The 16,395-nt window shown below is 45.3% G+C and carries 12 protein-coding genes; 7 read left to right on the forward strand and 5 right to left on the reverse strand.

The window, feature by feature from the left end; translation table 11 throughout:
* Window positions 1–63: 63 nt before the first annotated feature.
* A complete protein-coding gene (locus tag ACXAD4_RS09115) occupies window positions 64–525 on the reverse strand; it encodes a tellurite resistance TerB family protein (RefSeq protein WP_475240779.1) in 462 nt (153 codons plus the stop codon).
* A gap of 198 nt (window positions 526–723) precedes the next feature.
* Complete coding sequence (locus ACXAD4_RS09120) at window positions 724–1,257, reverse strand: LA_2272 family surface repeat-containing protein (RefSeq protein WP_317521430.1); 534 nt, start codon at window positions 1,255–1,257, stop codon at window positions 724–726.
* A gap of 182 nt (window positions 1,258–1,439) precedes the next feature.
* Here ACXAD4_RS09120 and hrpA point away from each other — a divergent pair, with 182 nt between their 5' ends.
* Window positions 1,440–5,354 carry an ATP-dependent RNA helicase HrpA gene (hrpA, locus tag ACXAD4_RS09125; RefSeq protein WP_475240782.1) on the forward strand — a complete coding sequence of 1,305 codons (3,915 nt, stop codon included), beginning with the start codon at window positions 1,440–1,442 and terminating at the stop codon, window positions 5,352–5,354.
* 306 nt (window positions 5,355–5,660) lie between these two features.
* Window positions 5,661–6,458 carry a hypothetical protein gene (locus ACXAD4_RS09130; protein ID WP_475240784.1) on the forward strand — a complete coding sequence of 266 codons (798 nt, stop codon included), beginning with the start codon at window positions 5,661–5,663 and terminating at the stop codon, window positions 6,456–6,458.
* A 34-nt stretch (window positions 6,459–6,492) separates the two neighbouring features.
* On the opposite strand, the gene ACXAD4_RS09135 is transcribed toward ACXAD4_RS09130, so the two are convergent.
* Together ACXAD4_RS09135 and ACXAD4_RS09140 are read right to left on the reverse strand one after the other, a co-directional pair.
* Window positions 6,493–7,419 carry a LysR family transcriptional regulator gene (locus ACXAD4_RS09135; protein WP_475240786.1) on the reverse strand — a complete coding sequence of 309 codons (927 nt, stop codon included), beginning with the start codon at window positions 7,417–7,419 and terminating at the stop codon, window positions 6,493–6,495.
* A complete protein-coding gene (locus ACXAD4_RS09140) occupies window positions 7,416–8,420 on the reverse strand; it encodes a LysR family transcriptional regulator (protein ID WP_475240788.1) in 1,005 nt (334 codons plus the stop codon). The genes ACXAD4_RS09135 and ACXAD4_RS09140 overlap by 4 nt, the downstream gene beginning before the upstream one ends.
* 166 nt (window positions 8,421–8,586) lie before the next feature.
* Between ACXAD4_RS09140 and ACXAD4_RS09145 the strand changes: the two genes are divergently transcribed.
* The 5 genes from ACXAD4_RS09145 to ACXAD4_RS09165 all read left to right on the forward strand — a co-directional run bounded on the left by ACXAD4_RS09145 (window position 8,587) and on the right by ACXAD4_RS09165 (window position 14,681).
* A complete protein-coding gene (locus ACXAD4_RS09145; RefSeq protein ID WP_475240789.1) occupies window positions 8,587–9,624 on the forward strand; it encodes a DUF1214 domain-containing protein in 1,038 nt (345 codons plus the stop codon).
* A gap of 84 nt (window positions 9,625–9,708) precedes the next feature.
* Entirely contained in the window at window positions 9,709–10,548 is an 840-nt protein-coding gene (locus ACXAD4_RS09150) for a hypothetical protein (protein WP_475240791.1), read from the forward strand.
* Window positions 10,549–10,844: 296 nt separating this feature from the next.
* Window positions 10,845–13,271 (forward strand): DMSO/selenate family reductase complex A subunit, encoded by a 2,427-nt coding sequence (locus ACXAD4_RS09155; RefSeq protein WP_475240793.1) that lies wholly within the window; start codon window positions 10,845–10,847, stop codon window positions 13,269–13,271.
* 10 nt (window positions 13,272–13,281) lie between these two features.
* Window positions 13,282–13,899 (forward strand): DMSO/selenate family reductase complex B subunit, encoded by a 618-nt coding sequence (locus ACXAD4_RS09160; RefSeq protein ID WP_475240794.1) that lies wholly within the window; start codon window positions 13,282–13,284, stop codon window positions 13,897–13,899.
* Window positions 13,900–13,901: 2 nt separating this feature from the next.
* Window positions 13,902–14,681 carry a dimethyl sulfoxide reductase anchor subunit family protein gene (locus ACXAD4_RS09165; RefSeq protein WP_475240796.1) on the forward strand — a complete coding sequence of 260 codons (780 nt, stop codon included), beginning with the start codon at window positions 13,902–13,904 and terminating at the stop codon, window positions 14,679–14,681.
* Window positions 14,682–15,001: 320 nt separating this feature from the next.
* On the opposite strand, the gene ACXAD4_RS09170 is transcribed toward ACXAD4_RS09165, so the two are convergent.
* Window positions 15,002–16,204 (reverse strand): multidrug effflux MFS transporter, encoded by a 1,203-nt coding sequence (locus tag ACXAD4_RS09170; RefSeq protein WP_475240799.1) that lies wholly within the window; start codon window positions 16,202–16,204, stop codon window positions 15,002–15,004.
* Window positions 16,205–16,395 lie beyond the last annotated feature (191 nt).

The following is a 16,395-nucleotide window of genomic DNA, read 5'->3' on the forward strand; positions in this document are numbered from 1 at the left end:
TAACTAGTCATTTTACTGCCATCATATTAGTGTTGGCTTATTTTGTGGAGTTTGCTGACAGAGTCAGTCTTGCTCCATGTCTTTCTGCACCGCTAACTTCGCCCGGATATACTCTGAATGGTCGACATAGATAAGCTCGGCCACTTGGCGGATCACCGCTTCTTCCATTGGGTCTAAAACACCATCGGCATAGGCAACTTGCCACATGGCTTCAATAAGTTCGTAGCGCTGTTCGGGCTCTAAAGAGCGTAGTTTGCTGGTGAAGTCATACAGCGAAACTGATGACTTGCTTTGCAAGAGTGCTTTTTCCAGTAATGCGTCTGCATTCTCTTCGCTGATATCTAGCAGGTAAACAAGCTGGTGGCGTTTGGCTTGGATCTCCCTTGGGTCATCGCTGTGATCGGCGTTTGAGACCTCGCAGAGCAAGCATGCCATGGAGAGATGGAGTGTCGGGGTATCAACAGCACCGCCATCTGTTCCTTCATTCATGACTTGTCTGAAAATTGTACGCAATTGTTTGAACATGCTGAGCCTCAGGTTTCATTTCTATTAAGTATATGACTGTTTATAGAGGACTGGAGTTCCTCGTAAATGGCGCAATTGGATGTTTAGTCAGCAGTTATTCAAGAAATAAAAGGTGTGAAAGTACAGGAATGAGTTGAAAATAAGAGAGATGTAGCTTGGAGTTGTGCCCCAAGCTACTGATATTAAGTGTATTGTCGATTAGAAACGGGCGTTGATAATCGGGAATACTGGGATATCTTTGCTGATGAAAGTACCCGATTTGTCGTAGTTGATTAGACCAATCTGAATACCTTTTTCAATGCGGTCAGTTGCATTGATGAAACCAAGCTGTAGGCCGTTTAGGCTGCCTGCGTAGTTAAGCGCACCGAACTGAAGGCCAGTGAATTGGCTGCCAGTGTAGTTGGCAAAACCAAAGTCAGCACCGGTTGCAGTGTTGTCGTTCCAGTTAGCTAGGCCAAACTTAACACCTGTAGAGTCGCCTGTTACACGGTTTGCACCGAATAGGATACCGAAGCTCAAGCCTTTGAAAGTTTGAGATTCAGCCAAACCTAGCATAGGTAGCTGGAAGCCAGTTACAGATGGAGTCTGTCCATATAGAAGAGAAGCACGGAAACCGTGAACATTACCATCTGGCAGGTTGTTGCCTGGTACTGATAGCTGTACAGGTTGGTTAGCAAAAGCAGGTGAGGCCATCACAGCTGCCAGCGCAAGGCTAACTAGTGTTTTTTTCATTATTTTTACTCTATGTATGAAGTTGCGACAAAATAATACCTGAAGACATATTTGTGCTGCAAATTATGTCATACCAATCGTTAATAAATTGGGCTGCAATTCTCGTATGCCGCAAAACCACAGAGTTGTGGTAGAATTCGTCCAATTTTGTGAAATACCCAGCTGAAATATCAGGAATTCCATTGACTCAGTCGAATACTCCTCAGGCTAACGTTTTAAACAACGAAAAAACTCTCAAGGCCGCGATTAAAGATTGCATGATGCGCGATCAGTTTCGTTTGCACAAACGCGTGCAAGGTGCGGCCAGGATCAAGAAAGAGCAGGCAAGACACGCCGTGTTTGATGAGATCGCACTAGATATTGCGAAATCAATGCAAACGGTGCAGATGCGTGCCACACAGCGACCGACCATCTCGTACCCAGAGCAGCTTCCGGTCAGCCAGAAAAAAGACGAAATCGCTGAAGCGATCAAGAACAATCAGGTTGTTATTGTTGCCGGTGAAACAGGCTCGGGTAAAACCACCCAGCTACCTAAGATTTGCTTGGAGCTAGGGCTTGGCACTAAAGGCATGATTGGCCACACCCAGCCACGTCGATTGGCTGCCCGCTCGGTAGCAAGCCGTATTGCCGAAGAGCTTCAATGTGAGCTTGGCTCTTATGTCGGTTACAAGGTTCGATTCAACGATAAAGTGTCGGATCGCAGCCAGGTCAAATTGATGACCGATGGTATCTTGTTGGCAGAGATCCAAAACGATCGCTTCTTGAACCAATATGACACCATCATTATCGATGAGGCCCACGAACGCAGCCTTAACATCGATTTCATCATGGGCTATTTGCGTGAATTGCTGCCCAAGCGCCCTGATCTTAAAGTCATAATTACCTCTGCAACTATCGACCCTGAGCGTTTCTCCAAGCACTTCTTCAATGCGCCGATTATTGAAGTGTCAGGCCGTACTTACCCAGTGGAAGTACGTTACCGTCCTGTTTCCGAAGATGGCGATGATAGCGATCGTGATCAGCTTCAAGCCATCTTCGATGCGGTAGACGAGCTATGTGATGAGGGCTTGGGTGATATCCTGATCTTCATGAATGGTGAGCGGGAAATCCGTGATACCGCTGATGCGTTAGAAAAACGTAATCTACGGGATACCGAAATTCTGCCATTGTATGCCCGTCTGTCGGCCGGTGAGCAGAACCGTGTGTTCCAAACTCATGCTGGCCGCCGTATCGTGCTTTCAACTAACGTTGCTGAAACCTCGTTGACGGTTCCGGGTATTCGATATGTTATCGACCCGGGTACTGCGCGTATCAGTCGTTATAGCTACCGTACCAAAGTACAGCGCCTGCCGATTGAGCGTGTGTCTCAGGCGAGTGCCAACCAGCGTAAAGGTCGATGTGGTCGTGTTGCCGAAGGTATCTGTATTCGCCTGTACTCAGAAGAAGACTTCCTGTCACGCCCTGAGTTTACCGACCCTGAGATCCTGCGTACTAACTTAGCATCCGTTATCTTGCAGATGACGGCAATTGGCCTTGGCGATATTCAGGCCTTCCCGTTTGTAGAGGCACCGGATAACCGTAATATCCAAGACGGTATTCGTTTGCTGGAAGAGCTAGGCGCAATTAACACCAAAGCGAAAGATCCGCGTAAGCGTCTGTCACAGATTGGCCGCCAGTTGGCTCGCCTGCCGATTGACCCGCGTTTGGCACGCATGGTGTTGGAAGCGCCAAAGAATGGTTCTCTGCGAGAAGTGATGATCATCGCTTGTGCTTTGTCGATTCAAGACCCGCGTGAGCGTCCTTCTGATAAACAACAAGCCTCTGACGAGAAGCACCGCCGTTTCTACGATAAAGAATCGGACTTCGTGACCTTTGTTAACCTGTGGGACTACATCCAAGAGCAGCAAAAAGCGTTGTCTGGCAATCAGTTCCGTCGTCAGTGTAAGAAAGATTACCTTAACTACTTACGAGTGCGTGAGTGGCAGGATATCTACTACCAGGTGAGCCAAGTTGTTAAAGAGCTTGAGTTCCGCATCAATGAACAAGAAGCAAGCTACCAGGGTATTCATACCGCAATTCTTGCCGGTATGCTGTCGCATATTGGTCTGAAAGATCAGGAGAAAAACGAATATCAAGGTGCGCGTAATGCTCGCTTTAATATCTTCCCGGGCTCAGGCATTTTCAAGAAACAGCCTAAGTGGGTAATGGTTGCTGAGCTGGTAGAAACATCACGCTTGTGGGGCCGTATCGCAGCCAAGATCCAACCTGAGTGGGTGGAGCCTTTGGCTGAGCACCTGCTTAAGCGAAGCTACAGTGAGCCTCATTGGGAGAAGAAACAAGCTGCGGTTGCTGCTTTTGAAAAAGTGACAATTTACGGCATTCCTGTCGTTGCGAAGCGTAAAGTGAACTATGGCAAGATTGATCCTGTTATTTCTCGTGAGCTGTTCATCCGTTCGGCATTGGTAGAAGGGGATTGGGACACCAAGCACAAGTTCTATCAACAGAACCGTAAGCTATTGCGTGAAGTTGAAGAGCTGGAGCATAAGTCCCGCCGTCGTGACATTCTGATTGATGACGATGAGTTGTTCAACTTCTACGACCAGCGTATTGATCACACCGTGGTATCTGGTCGTCACTTTGATACCTGGTGGAAGAAAGCCTCGCGTGATAATGCTGAACTGCTTAACTTTGAACGTGAAATGCTGTTCAAGGGTGATGCAAGCCATGTGACTGATCTGGATTACCCGAACTTCTGGCACCAGGGTAACCTGAAACTTAAGCTGAGCTACCAGTTCGAGCCGGGTGAAGACAGTGACGGTGTAACGGTTCACGTACCACTGCCTATCTTGAACCAAGTTGAGCCTGATGGCTTCGACTGGCAGATCCCAGGTTTGCGTCACGAACTCGTGGTGTCGCTGATTAAGTCGTTGCCAAAACCGGTGCGTCGTAACTTTGTTCCTGCACCAAACTACGCTGATGCCTTTTTGTCTCGTGCTGAAGCGATGGCAATGCCGTTGCTAGATTCGCTGGAAAAAGAGCTTAAGCGTATTTCGGGTGTCACCGTATTGCGTGAAGACTGGAACCTTGAACAGGTGCCTGATCACTTGAAGATTACTTACCGTGTGGTTGATCACCGTAACCGTAAGCTACGTGAGAGCAAAGATCTTTACAGCCTGAAAGATGGCCTGAAAGAGAAGGTGCAAGAAACCCTGTCTAAGGTAGCGGATGATGATATCGAGCAGGAAGGCCTGAAGACCTGGAGCTTTGGTCAGCTGCCAGAACGTTACCAGCAAAAGCGCGGTGGCTTTGAAGTGAAAGCTTACCCTGCGATTGTTGATAACAAAGACTCTGTTGGCATCAAGCTGTTTGAGACCGAAGAAGAGCAGCGTACCGCAATGCAGCAAGGCCAGCGCCGTTTGGTTCTGCTCAACGTGCCTTCGCCGATCAAATACCTTCATGCTAACTTGCCGAACAAGTCGAAGTTGGGGCTCTACTTCAACCCTTACGGTCGGGTGATGGATCTGATTGATGACTGTATCGCTTGTGGTATTGATAAACTGATTGAAGAGAAGGGCGGCATTGTATGGCAGCCTGAAGCTTTCGAAGCACTTAAAGAACATGTCCGTGGTGAACTCGGCGATACCGTTGTGGATATTGCCAAGCAGGTTGAAGAGATCCTGACCACGGCATTTAATATCAACAAGAAACTCAAAGGCCGTGTCGATTTGACAATGGCTTTTGCCCTGTCTGATATTAAGGCGCAGATTGAAGGTCTGATTTTCAAAGGCTTTGCGACTGAGTGTGGCTGGAAGAAACTGCCAGATATTCTTCGTTATATGCGTGCTATCGAGCGCCGTATGGAGAAACTACCAATCGACCCGAACAAAGACCGCATGCACATCATGAAGATCGATTCGGTGGTTTCGGACTACAAAGAGCTATTGAACAAGATCCCTAAAGGTCAGCCTGTCCCTGAGAAGGTGAAAGAGATCCGCTGGATGATTGAAGAACTACGCGTCAGTTACTTTGCCCAGCAGTTGGGTACCCCTTATCCGGTATCTGATAAGCGTGTGCGTAATGCGATAAGCGATTGTTAATTAACGCTAAATTTTTTAACTGATGAAAAAGGCAATCCACAGGGTTGCCTTTTTTTATTGGGAGAATTGTCATGTGAATTAAAGGACTTTTTTAAAGCGTTCTGATTCCATTAAGGAAAATCCATTCTTCGTTTACATTACCTCTATCGAAATGAACAAGCCGCAATAGCGCGGTTTTTCACTAACTATATGAGGCAATACACTTGCCATCACTACTCAGCAGTATTCAAGGAAAATTCGCACAGGGATTGTGCCTTTTAATTGCGAATTAAAGCAGAACAAAATTTCAAACTATAGGCACAAACAATGAAAAGCAGCAAAACTCTCCTTTCTCTTAGCCTTATTGCGGCGATGTCATTCTCAACACCTTTACTGGCTTCAGACACAGATGTTCAAGATATGTCAGATCCACTTGCTGTTTACACGCAAGCGGGTATTGGGTATACAGACAAGGGCCTAAATTTCAAAGTGGGTCAAACGTATGATACTGGCAGCGATTCCACCATGGGTATGAATGTGGTTGAAATAAAAGGGGTAGCTGGAGATGCGCTAGGCTGGAATGGGCGTGGGGCAGATGACAGCATAGATTCTATCCGATACCGTAACTTCAACGTTGATTTGACTAACGGCCGTGGTGCACAACTGGATGTTAATGTGGCATTTACGGAAGAGCAGGGTACGCAAGGTTCAGCGTCATATAGCTTCATTCAAGCTCTTCCTAAAATGGGACCAGTAAATCTTTACCCCCTTGCTGGTGTCGGAGTCGCGTTTGGTGAGACTTTAGATGGCAGTGGGAAAGGAGCAGATTCAGCACAAGAACGCTGGGACTTACATGGTAGCTATTATGTTGTTGGGCTATACGGCAAATTAGAAATTACAGATAATATTTGGCTGAATTATAACCCAATGTATATGGGGACAATGTCGGGGTCAGACACCTTCAAAAATTATGGCTTGGAAAACGATGAAAGTGTATTACTTCATGAAGCTGCGTTGAGTTATCAAATTAATCCTCGTACCAATGTTCGATATTTTGCTAACTGGAGCGAAAATACAAACTATGCCAATGGTGATCATCGGATAGAATTTAATTATCAGTTTTAAGATTATAGCCCTCAGTCAAAGAGGGCTTTTTGTGTTAATAAAGCTCATCAATTGTTTCTTGTATCACCCGAGTCAACCACTGTGAGTAAGGTGTTATCTTTAATTTATGTGAAAGGTAACAGGCGATGGGAAGGTGATGGACTTCCTCCCAATGATTCATATCGACCAATACTAACTCTTCAAACAACTCGCTTTGAACAACTTCACTGACCACCATAAAGCTCGGTATTTTGCGGACTGTTTCCAAGCAAATATCAACTTTATCTGAACGTAATAAAATCTGAGGGTTTAAACCACGCTTTTTGAAATATTTAATTAAAAGACTCTCTTTTTGATTGAAACTTGGTTGAATGGCCAAGACAAGTGGGTAGTTGGCAACGTCATGAGGTGTGACGAATTGATTTTTTGCTAGTGGGCTATCTTTATGAAAGCACAGCTTGAATTCAGGATTGCAAATTGCAATTTGGGCAATATCTTTGGATAGCTCTAACGGATAGAAATTAATACCGATATCGACAGTGCCTTGCTTGATGTTCTGCTCAGTATTAGGGGACCAATTTTCCATTATCAGAGTTGCATTCGGGGCTAATGAATGAATTTTTTTAAATAGGTTTGTCATTATGCCGTAACTCAGTACCGAGTTGATTTGGATCTTTATGTCGCCGTTATAACTCTCAGGGTTAAAGTTACTTCTGTCGCTGTATAGGTCTTCTAAGCTACTCATCACGCCTGGAAGACGATTTAGCAGCCGAATACATCTTTCTGTTGGTTCTAAACTGTGTTTTTGGCGGATGAACAAGTCATCATCGAATTGCTCCCTTAATCGATTCAGCGCCTTGCTAACAGCAGACTGGGTGATATATAGGCGTTGTGCTGCTCGTTTACTGCTCTTTTCTTCACCAAGGACTTTAAGTAACTTTAGACTATTAAAATCAATCTTAAACAATTCTTCGTCTTTCATGATTGACCGCTCTTATAGTGTTCAGGGGTGAGCCTTGGGTAGGTATATTGGTGTTGTGGGTTTTTATACATCAAGGTAAGGTCATTGATTACATCAGTTATCACCTGGATCAACCACTTGGAATAAGCTGAATCTTTTACTCTATTATTAATAAAATATGCTATTGGGTAATGCTTGACATCATCTAGATGATCGATGTCTAGTAAGACTAAATCTTCCTCTTCCATTATTGGACTCACCACTTCGCTAACAGGGCAAATACTGTTGGTAATCTTGAGTACTTTGCTGCAAACTTCTAATTTGTCAGTACGAAGCAGGACCTTTGGAATATATCCCCTGCGTTTTAGGTAAGTCTCGATATAACTTTCTTTGACACTGTAGTCAGGCATGATCGCTAATACTAATGATGAGTTAGCGATATCACTAATGGTTACTTTATTTTTTTGAGCAATTGGATTGTCTTTAGCACAACACAACTTAAATTTTGGATAGCATATTGGCTGTTGAAACAGTTCTTTTGAGATATTGATAGGGTAGAAATTGATGCCCAGGTCTATTTGGCCGATTTTTATCTGTTGTTCTGTATTGTATGACCAATCTTCGAATTGCAGCGTCGCCTTAGGGGCAAGCTGATGAAACTTTTCAATCAGAATACTGGTTAAAGGGTGGCAGAGTGAGGCATTGATATGAACCTTAATGACCCCATCGAAGTGCTCTGGCTCAAAGGTATGGCTATCTCGGAAGAGTTCTTCGATCTCACTCAGCACATGAGGAAGACGAGTAAGGATAAGCTCACACTTCGGCGTTGGCTCTAATCCATGAAGCTTTCGTGTAAATAATGGATCGTTAAATTGTTCTCTTAAGCGCTTCAATGTTTTGCTTACCGCCGATTGACCTACCTTCAACCGTTCTGCTGCTTTATGTGTGCTGTTTTCCTCTCCAATAATTTTTAATACTTTCAAGCAGTTGAAGTCAATTCTGAACATGTCTTCATCATTCATTTTTCCACCTGGTAAGTTAGGTACTTGATATTAGAATATATGAATTTCAGGACTTTTTGAAAGTATCTTGATTCCATTTGAGAAATGCCACTCGTCGATTAAATTACCCCCATCGAAATGAACGAGCCGCCTACCGCGGTACTTAACAAACGATAAGAGGCACAAAATGTTGAACTTAACTAAATCACGAATCACTTTAGGATTAGCGCTTGCGCTATCACTCAATGCTGTGAATGTAGCAGCAGAAACCACGCCAAAACCTGTCACGGTAGAGAACTTTGCCGAAGTTGAGATGGATGCCCGAATTTACCGTTTCTTCGATGAGGGCGGCATGAACCATGGTTTGGTTTATGAGGAGCCTACACCTACAGACAATCAACCTGTTCCTCGCATGAACCGCGATACACTTTATGCAGGCATTCCGGTTGATACCAGTGAAGGTTATAGCATAACCATCCCAGAGCATGCAGATGATAGATATGTGTCTGTCTATGTGTTGGATAATGAGCATAAGACTTTGCATATCCTAAAGGGGGCGGGAACCACTCATACATTTGACAAACAAGAGTACTCACGTTGGGTAGTGGCTATTCCTCGTATCCAGTTGTTTGATGCGACAGATGAAGCTGATATCGCAATTGCACGTGATGTGCTTGCTGGTGTGAAGGTTGAGTCTGGCAGTATGGAACCAAAGCCAATGGTTAATTGGGATTGGCAGGGCATGCTAGAGATGCGCTCGACATATGAAAAAGACATGCGGGATACCATCACTCAGTATCCTAACGACTGGCAGGGTGAACGAGGCAAGGTCGATCGCTATAAAGGGCATAACATGGCAGTCGCAACATCTTGGGGTTTATTCCCAAGTTCAGAAACAGTGTATATCGCTCAGGCACCACAGCTCGATACAGATGTATGTTATACCGCGACCTATGAAGTACCAGAAAATGACGCGTTTTGGTCCATCACGGTATATAACGATGCGGGTTACATGTTCTCAGACCACAACAATATTAATAGTGCCACGGCAGATATGAATACAGATGGTACTTTCACGATGCATTATGGAGATAAGGCCGTTTGTGGTGATGTGGCTAACCGCTTAGATACTACCGATGGTTGGAACTTACTAATGCGTGTTTATGAACCTGCTCAAAATATTATTGATGGCGAATATAAAATGCCAGCAATCTCAACTCAATAAAATTCAGGGAAAATTCGCACAAGGATTGTGCCTCTTAATTGCGAATTAAAGCAAAACAGATTTTAAAAATTATAGGCACAAAAAATGAACAGCAGCAAAACTCTTCTTTCTCTTAGCCTTATTGCGGCTATGTCTCTTTCAGCTCCAGCATTGGCTCTAGATACAGAGGTTCACGATGCAGATCCACGAAATACCTCATGGCGGGGTGGTATTGCATCGGATGATAAAGGCGAAATAAAGCTCGTCGCAGGTGGCGGTTTTGATAACTTATACGGTAATGGTGAGTATCAAACACAAACTATTATGATTGGCGAATACTTTACCCAGTCAGAAGACTTCAGATTTCGCCTGGCAAATTTTGATGAGCGATTCGGTGGTGTCTACGCAGATGTCAATTTAACGGATGCCGCGAATTTCTACACTGCAGGTTATATGCTCCCATTGACAGCAGCTAACGGCAAGACGTTATTCTTCCCGTCCGTCAACTATTCTTATGTTGACATTGATACTGATGAAATAGCCAAAGGATTTAACGGTCAATCTAACAGCAGCATGCTAAATGGTTACTCGACAGGAACGAATAGCATGTCTATTAGAGGGGCTGATGTAAAACAGTTGCTTGGCGGTGATCACGCGCATATGGCCTCAGTCAACCTTTATGGGCTTCAGCCTTGGAATGATACGCACTATACTGTGTTTCAGGCATTTGGCGGTTCAAGCTACGGTGGTGTAGACATGCAGATGGTAGATCTGGTGTTATTGCAGGGCGTCCGGACACAACTAGGCGATGCCGTGTTCAATATTTACCTCGAAGGTAAATATACCAATATTAAAGTCAATGACATTAACGATCCAACAGGCAGCATTGACTCTTTACGTGGAGAAGAAACAAAGGTTTCTGTAGGCTTCGATTGGCGTTTTTAAATTATTGCTTAAACAGCTAATAGCTTTCCACTCAATAGAATATAAAGAACAAGGCCATAGTGAAGTTGCTATGGCCTTTCTGGTTTAACTTAATCATGTAATTAATTCTCATTTACTGATTTATCAGATTTTCCTCAAATATTCCGCAAGCGAATAATTGCTACTCTTGGTGATCGAAATACCACTTTGTGATTAGGTGTTTTATTGCTGATAAATCTGTTGATATTAATCAATATTCACAACATATGTTCCACCGTAATCTGATTGTAGAATTTAATATAATTAAGGCGGTGGCAATGGATAGTCATAAATTTAATGCCTTCATGAAGGGGTTGTCTCGCAGGCAATTTCTTGGGCATTCGGCTAAGGCTGGGGGAATGGCAGCAATCGCTGCGAGCGTCCCTCTTCCTTTCTCTAAATCTGCACAAGCGCAAACACCTGTTAGCGACACAGAAGAGCAGATTTCATACAGTGCTTGCTTGGTCAACTGTGGCAGTCGCTGCCCGTTGAAAGTCCACACCAAAGACGGTGTTGTGACTCAAATTTCAACGGAGAACGGTATTGATGATGAGGTATGGGGTCAGCACCAGATCCGTCCTTGTCTGCGTGGCCGTTCGGTGAAATGGAAAACCTATAGCCCAGATCGATTGAAGTATCCGATGAAGCGGGTGGGTAAGCGCGGTGAAGGGAAATTCCAGCGGATAAGCTGGGATGAAGCAACGACCATTATTGCTGATAAGCTCAAGTACACCATCGAAGAATATGGTAACGAAGCGATTTATTACCAATATGGCTCTGGCTCTACCGGTGCAAATCTATTGGGCCGAAATGCCAATAAGCGTTTTTTGAATACCATCGGCGGTTTTCTAGAACAACATGGTACTTATTCGACAGCGCAAATCTCTACCGTAGAACCTTTTGTATACGGCAGTGGTCAGGGGAGCCTGATATCGAATATCGCTCACTCGGATTTAGTGGTCATGTTCTGTCAAAACTTGGCTGAAACCCGGATGTCGGGCGGTGGACAGATTGCAGAAGCTTTCGAAGCATTGAAGCGTAGCAATGCCAAAGTGATTATCATTGATCCCCGTATGTCTGATAGCAGTATTGCGTTCGATGCCGAGTGGATACCGATTAAGCCAGGTACAGATGCAGCACTAGTAGCAGCCCTTGGGCATTCCCTCATTGTTGAAGGCTTGGCAGATGATGAGTTTATCAATCGCTATACCGTGGGGTGGGATGCCAGTACGCTGCCAGATTCAGCTCCTGAAAATGCCTCCTATAAAGATTACATTCTTGGCAAGGGCTCTGATGGCATTGAAAAAACGCCAGAATGGGCGAGCCAAATTTGCGGCATCTCCCCGGTAAGGATAAAGCAATTGGCAAGAGAAATGTCGGGCGCTAAAGCCGCTTGGATTTCTCAAGGATGGGGGTTGCAACGTACCGCCAACGGCGAGCAGTCTGCACGGGCAATCATGATGTTGCCCGTGATGACCAAGCAATTCGGTAAGCTGGGTACCAACACAGGTAACTGGGGCAGCAGTGTTAAATATGCTGTTCCTGGTTTTGCTACGGCCAACCCTGTTAAGACATCGATCCCTTGTTTCCTATGGACGGATGCTATTACCCGTGGTACCGAAATGACTGCCGAAAACAGCTATATCCGCAATAAGGATAAACTGGATACGAATATCAAGTTCTTGTGGCATTTCGCCAGTAACGTCACCATGAACCAGCATTCGGATCTTAATAAAACCCATGACATCCTACAAGATGAGTCGATGTGTGAGTTCATCATGGTCTGGGATCATCATATGACGCCATCAGCGCGTTATGCTGATATTCTGTTGCCTGATGTGACAACACTGGAAACTAGCGATCTTATTGATAATTCTTACGCGACAGGGGCTTATCATTACGTAACTCGTTTGCAGCCAGCGATTGAGCCGCTGTGGGAAAACCGTCCGACGTATGATGTATTGGCTGAAATCGCCAAGAAAATGGGAACCTTCGATGCCTTCACTGAAGGGCGTTCTTACGAGGAGTGGATTGCCTATTGCTATCAGAACCTTCGCAAAGCAAACCCTCACCTTCCAGAATATGCCAAAACAGATGGTATGGGGATCATTGACCGTAAACTGGCAAAGAGTGAAGACCATATCGCACTCAAAGCTTTTAGAGATGACCCTGCGGCCAACCCTCTAAAAACACCTTCGGGCAAGATTGAAATGTATTCTGAGCGCTTGGCAAACATTGCTGATACGTGGGAGTTGCCAGCAGGCGATAAGATCACAGCCGTTGCTGAGTACTGTGAGAGTTTCGAAGGCTTGGGTGAGCCTGAGCGCATGAAGCAGTTCCCATTGCAGATGATTGGCTTCCATACCAAAGGCCGAACCCACTCGACTTATCACAATGTCCCGCAGCTGCGTGAGGCTGTTCATGATGAAGTCTGGATGAACCCTGTTGATGCCCAGTCACGGGGCTTGATCCAAGGGGATCGTGTGATGGTGTTCAATGATCGCGGCCAAATCCATATGCCAGTGAGAGTGACAGCAAGGATCATTCCGGGGGTTGTCGCCGTCCCGCAGGGGGCATGGTATCAACCGAACAAGAAAGGGATCGATGTTGGAGGATGTATTAATACTCTGACAACACAGCGGCCTTCTCCTTTGGCAAAAGGTAATCCGCAGCATTCGAATCTAGTGGAAATCCAAAAGGCTTAGGGGGTGAGTAATGGCGCAATATGGATTCTATATTAACTCAGCCAAGTGCACGGGCTGTAAAACGTGTTCTGTAAGCTGCAAAGACAAGAAAGACTTGGATGTCGGCCCTAAACTTCGTCGCGTTTATGAGTACGGTGGAGGCACATGGGTGCAAAAAGATGGCCTATGGCAACAGAATGTCTACAGCTATTACCTCTCCATTGCGTGTAACCATTGTGATGAGCCCGCCTGTGCGCAGGGCTGTCCGACAGGAGCAATGGCTAAGCGTGAACAAGATGGGCTGGTGGTTGTCGATCAAGACCAGTGTGTAGGCTGTCGGTACTGTGAAATGCGCTGTCCTTATGGTGCGCCTCAGTTCGATGCTGAAAAGAAAGTCATGAGTAAATGCGATGGTTGCTTTGACTTGCTGGAGCAGGGTAAACCGCCCGTTTGTGTCGAGGCCTGCCCGCAACGGGCGATAGAGTTTGGGCCAATTGCTGAGCTGAGGGAAAAATATGGCCAGCTCAATGAAATTGCCCCTTTACCGAATGCGAATTTAACCAAGCCAAATTTGGTTATTCATCCGCATTCCAAGTCAAGGCCAAGCGGTGATAAAGCCGGAACGATTCAGAATAGGGCGGAGGTGTAGTTATGCATGAATTACCTTTGGTATTTTTTACGGTACTGGCACAAGCTGCCGCGGGCGCGTATTTGATTTTATTGTTGAGCCAACCTGTCAATGGTATGACTGAGCGCAAGCTGTCTATTGGTATTTTGGTCTCTATGGTACTGCTATCTGTTGGCATGCTTGTTGGCATGTTCCACCTAGGCGTGCCAATGCGTGCTTTGAACCTGTTGGCGGGTATCGGGCGCTCTCCAATGAGTAATGAAATCTTGCTAGGCGGGGCGTTTGCTGGTCTGGGTATATTGGTCGGCCTTGCGGGATACTATGAGAAAGGAACACAGGGGCAAAGAAAAGTGCTGCGGTGGGTAGCGGCTATTTTTGCCATTGCTTTTATCACCACTATTCCGAAAGTCTATCAGCTGAGTACTGTCGCAGCTTGGGATACTTCCCATACAACGATTCAGATGCTGACGACGGTATTTATCACCGGTGGGGCGCTAGCTGCTGTGCTCGGTGCTTTTCGACATGGAATGGCTTTTTCAATTGCCGCAATAGTGATCACTTTAGCGTTGCGCTTTGATTACATTACCTTTGTTACTGGGGTGGAGCCTTTGTTGGCTGCGCAGCAGAGTAGCCTGTGGGTAGCACAAGGTGTTGCATTGTTGATTGGTGGGGGGCTGGCCTTTTTTGCTCTATTGAAACAGAAATCAGCTCAGCCAATCTTACTCTCTGCGTGTGGCTTGCTGGTAATTGGTGAATTGGTTGGACGTGTGAGTTTTTATAACTTGTGGGCGATAAGCATGTAGTGTTTAAAAGCTGTGTTTAAATGCTCATAGATTAATGAATAGAAAAATAGATATAACAGGCCAAGTTGAAAAGCTTGGCCTGTTTATTTGCTGCTTAAATAAGGTTGATTATACTGTATCATCCCAGATTTTCTTTGTAACTCCCTGTAATTAAGGGGGGGTTAACGCGATAGTGCATTCCATTTCATTTATTACTCGGAAAACAGTAAGCGTATGAAACGGGTCTTGTTAGTTTATAGCAAGGGCTTTTAAAGAAAACCGACACTTTTAAGTGCCGGTTTTGCGTGAAGATATCTATTATTTGAAGTTATTTTCTGACGTTATTGCTTGATGAGCTTATTGGCCACAAATGGCTGGTTTCTAGCCAGTAACCAAAGCACACCACCTGTGAGGCCTACGATAAACTGAAGAATTCCGAGGTTTTCAATCAGCGAATCGGGACGGATGGAAACCAATACCATGCCAAGCGAGCCGCAAATCATGCCGCAGAACTGGATTAATGCGACAGCCGAGCCTGTATCACTGTCTTGCTGGTCAAGCATCAGATTAGTCCCAGGTACACGCATGGTAATCACCATTAAAGTTGCTGGTGCGGCAATTAACGCGAACACTATTGGCGATGTATGGCCGATGGTAACCGTTAACACTCCAGCTGTAGCGAGTAAGAAGAAGCATAAGGTGATGATTTTCTGAACCGGAATATGACGAGATAGCTTCATATAAATGGTTGGCCCGAATGAAGCACACAATGCATTGAATGAAAACGCATAGCTAAATTGCTGTTCGGTAAGTCCGAAACCATTGATATAGATATATGAGCCAGCGGCTAGGAAGGCCATCATGGCGATTGGCGTGATAGAGAAAATCACCAGCAGCGCAACGAATCTTGGGTTTTTCAGTACGACCCAAAGCCTTCCCCATGAGCGAATGATAGAGCCACTGTACTTGGCTTCAAGCGTCTCTTTGTAGCAGAACGCCAGTATAGAAGCGAAGGCACCAAATACTGCAAGCGTAACAAACATCATTCGCCAAGAGGCGATTTTCAATAGAAAAGCACCAAGAACCGGGGCTACCATAGGTGCAATGATCACTAGAGACATAATGGTCGCCATGATCTTTTCGCGTTCACGTCCATCAAACAGATCTTTGACGATTGCGGTAGCGACAACGGTAACTGCACTGCCGGCAAAGGCTTGAATAACCCGTGCGCCGATCAACTGTTCAATGCTGCCTGCCATTGCGCATAAGATACTAGCAATGATGTATCCACTTATCCCAACAAATAAGATAGGTTTGCGACCAAACTTTTCACTCAATGGCCCCCAGAATAGCAAGCCGACCGCATAGGTGACGAAGTAGCTGCTGAGAGTGAGGTTTACCATGGATTGATCTGTGTTGAACACATTGACCATTTGTGGCAACGCAGGCAGGTACAAGTCAATCGTCAGTGGGGGAAAGGCACTAATGATGACAAGGAAAAATAACGTACCGGATTTCCCCAGTATTGGTTGGGATTTCTTCAAAGGTTTACTCTCAATGGATGAGCGACAGCAGTGTGGTAGCCGCTTATGTTAACTGGAAGAGGGCGCAGTAAAAGCAGAGTTTAGTTGATTATATCAACTATTGGCTTTTCTGTATTGATGCTAATCAACTTGCTTTGGAATGCGTATTCTCATCGAGAGTGTAAGGTGTGACGTGTAAATTCAATCGCTAT

The organism is Photobacterium sp. AWH4_225, assembly GCF_056158405.1.

What these genes read in the sequence shown, in the direction of transcription:
- ACXAD4_RS09120 (WP_317521430.1), bottom strand. Translation starts at nt 1,257, where the DNA reads ATGAAAAAAACACTAGTTAGCCTTGCGCTGGCAGCTGTGATGGCCTCA.
- ACXAD4_RS09165 (WP_475240796.1), top strand. Translation starts at nt 13,902, where the DNA reads ATGCATGAATTACCTTTGGTATTTTTTACGGTACTGGCACAAGCTGCC.
- ACXAD4_RS09145 (WP_475240789.1), top strand. Translation starts at nt 8,587, where the DNA reads ATGTTGAACTTAACTAAATCACGAATCACTTTAGGATTAGCGCTTGCG.
- ACXAD4_RS09150 (WP_475240791.1), top strand. Translation starts at nt 9,709, where the DNA reads ATGAACAGCAGCAAAACTCTTCTTTCTCTTAGCCTTATTGCGGCTATG.
- ACXAD4_RS09115 (WP_475240779.1), bottom strand. Translation starts at nt 525, where the DNA reads ATGTTCAAACAATTGCGTACAATTTTCAGACAAGTCATGAATGAAGGA.
- ACXAD4_RS09155 (WP_475240793.1), top strand. Translation starts at nt 10,845, where the DNA reads ATGGATAGTCATAAATTTAATGCCTTCATGAAGGGGTTGTCTCGCAGG.
- ACXAD4_RS09140 (WP_475240788.1), bottom strand. Translation starts at nt 8,420, where the DNA reads ATGAATGATGAAGACATGTTCAGAATTGACTTCAACTGCTTGAAAGTA.
- ACXAD4_RS09135 (WP_475240786.1), bottom strand. Translation starts at nt 7,419, where the DNA reads ATGAAAGACGAAGAATTGTTTAAGATTGATTTTAATAGTCTAAAGTTA.
- ACXAD4_RS09130 (WP_475240784.1), top strand. Translation starts at nt 5,661, where the DNA reads ATGAAAAGCAGCAAAACTCTCCTTTCTCTTAGCCTTATTGCGGCGATG.
- ACXAD4_RS09160 (WP_475240794.1), top strand. Translation starts at nt 13,282, where the DNA reads ATGGCGCAATATGGATTCTATATTAACTCAGCCAAGTGCACGGGCTGT.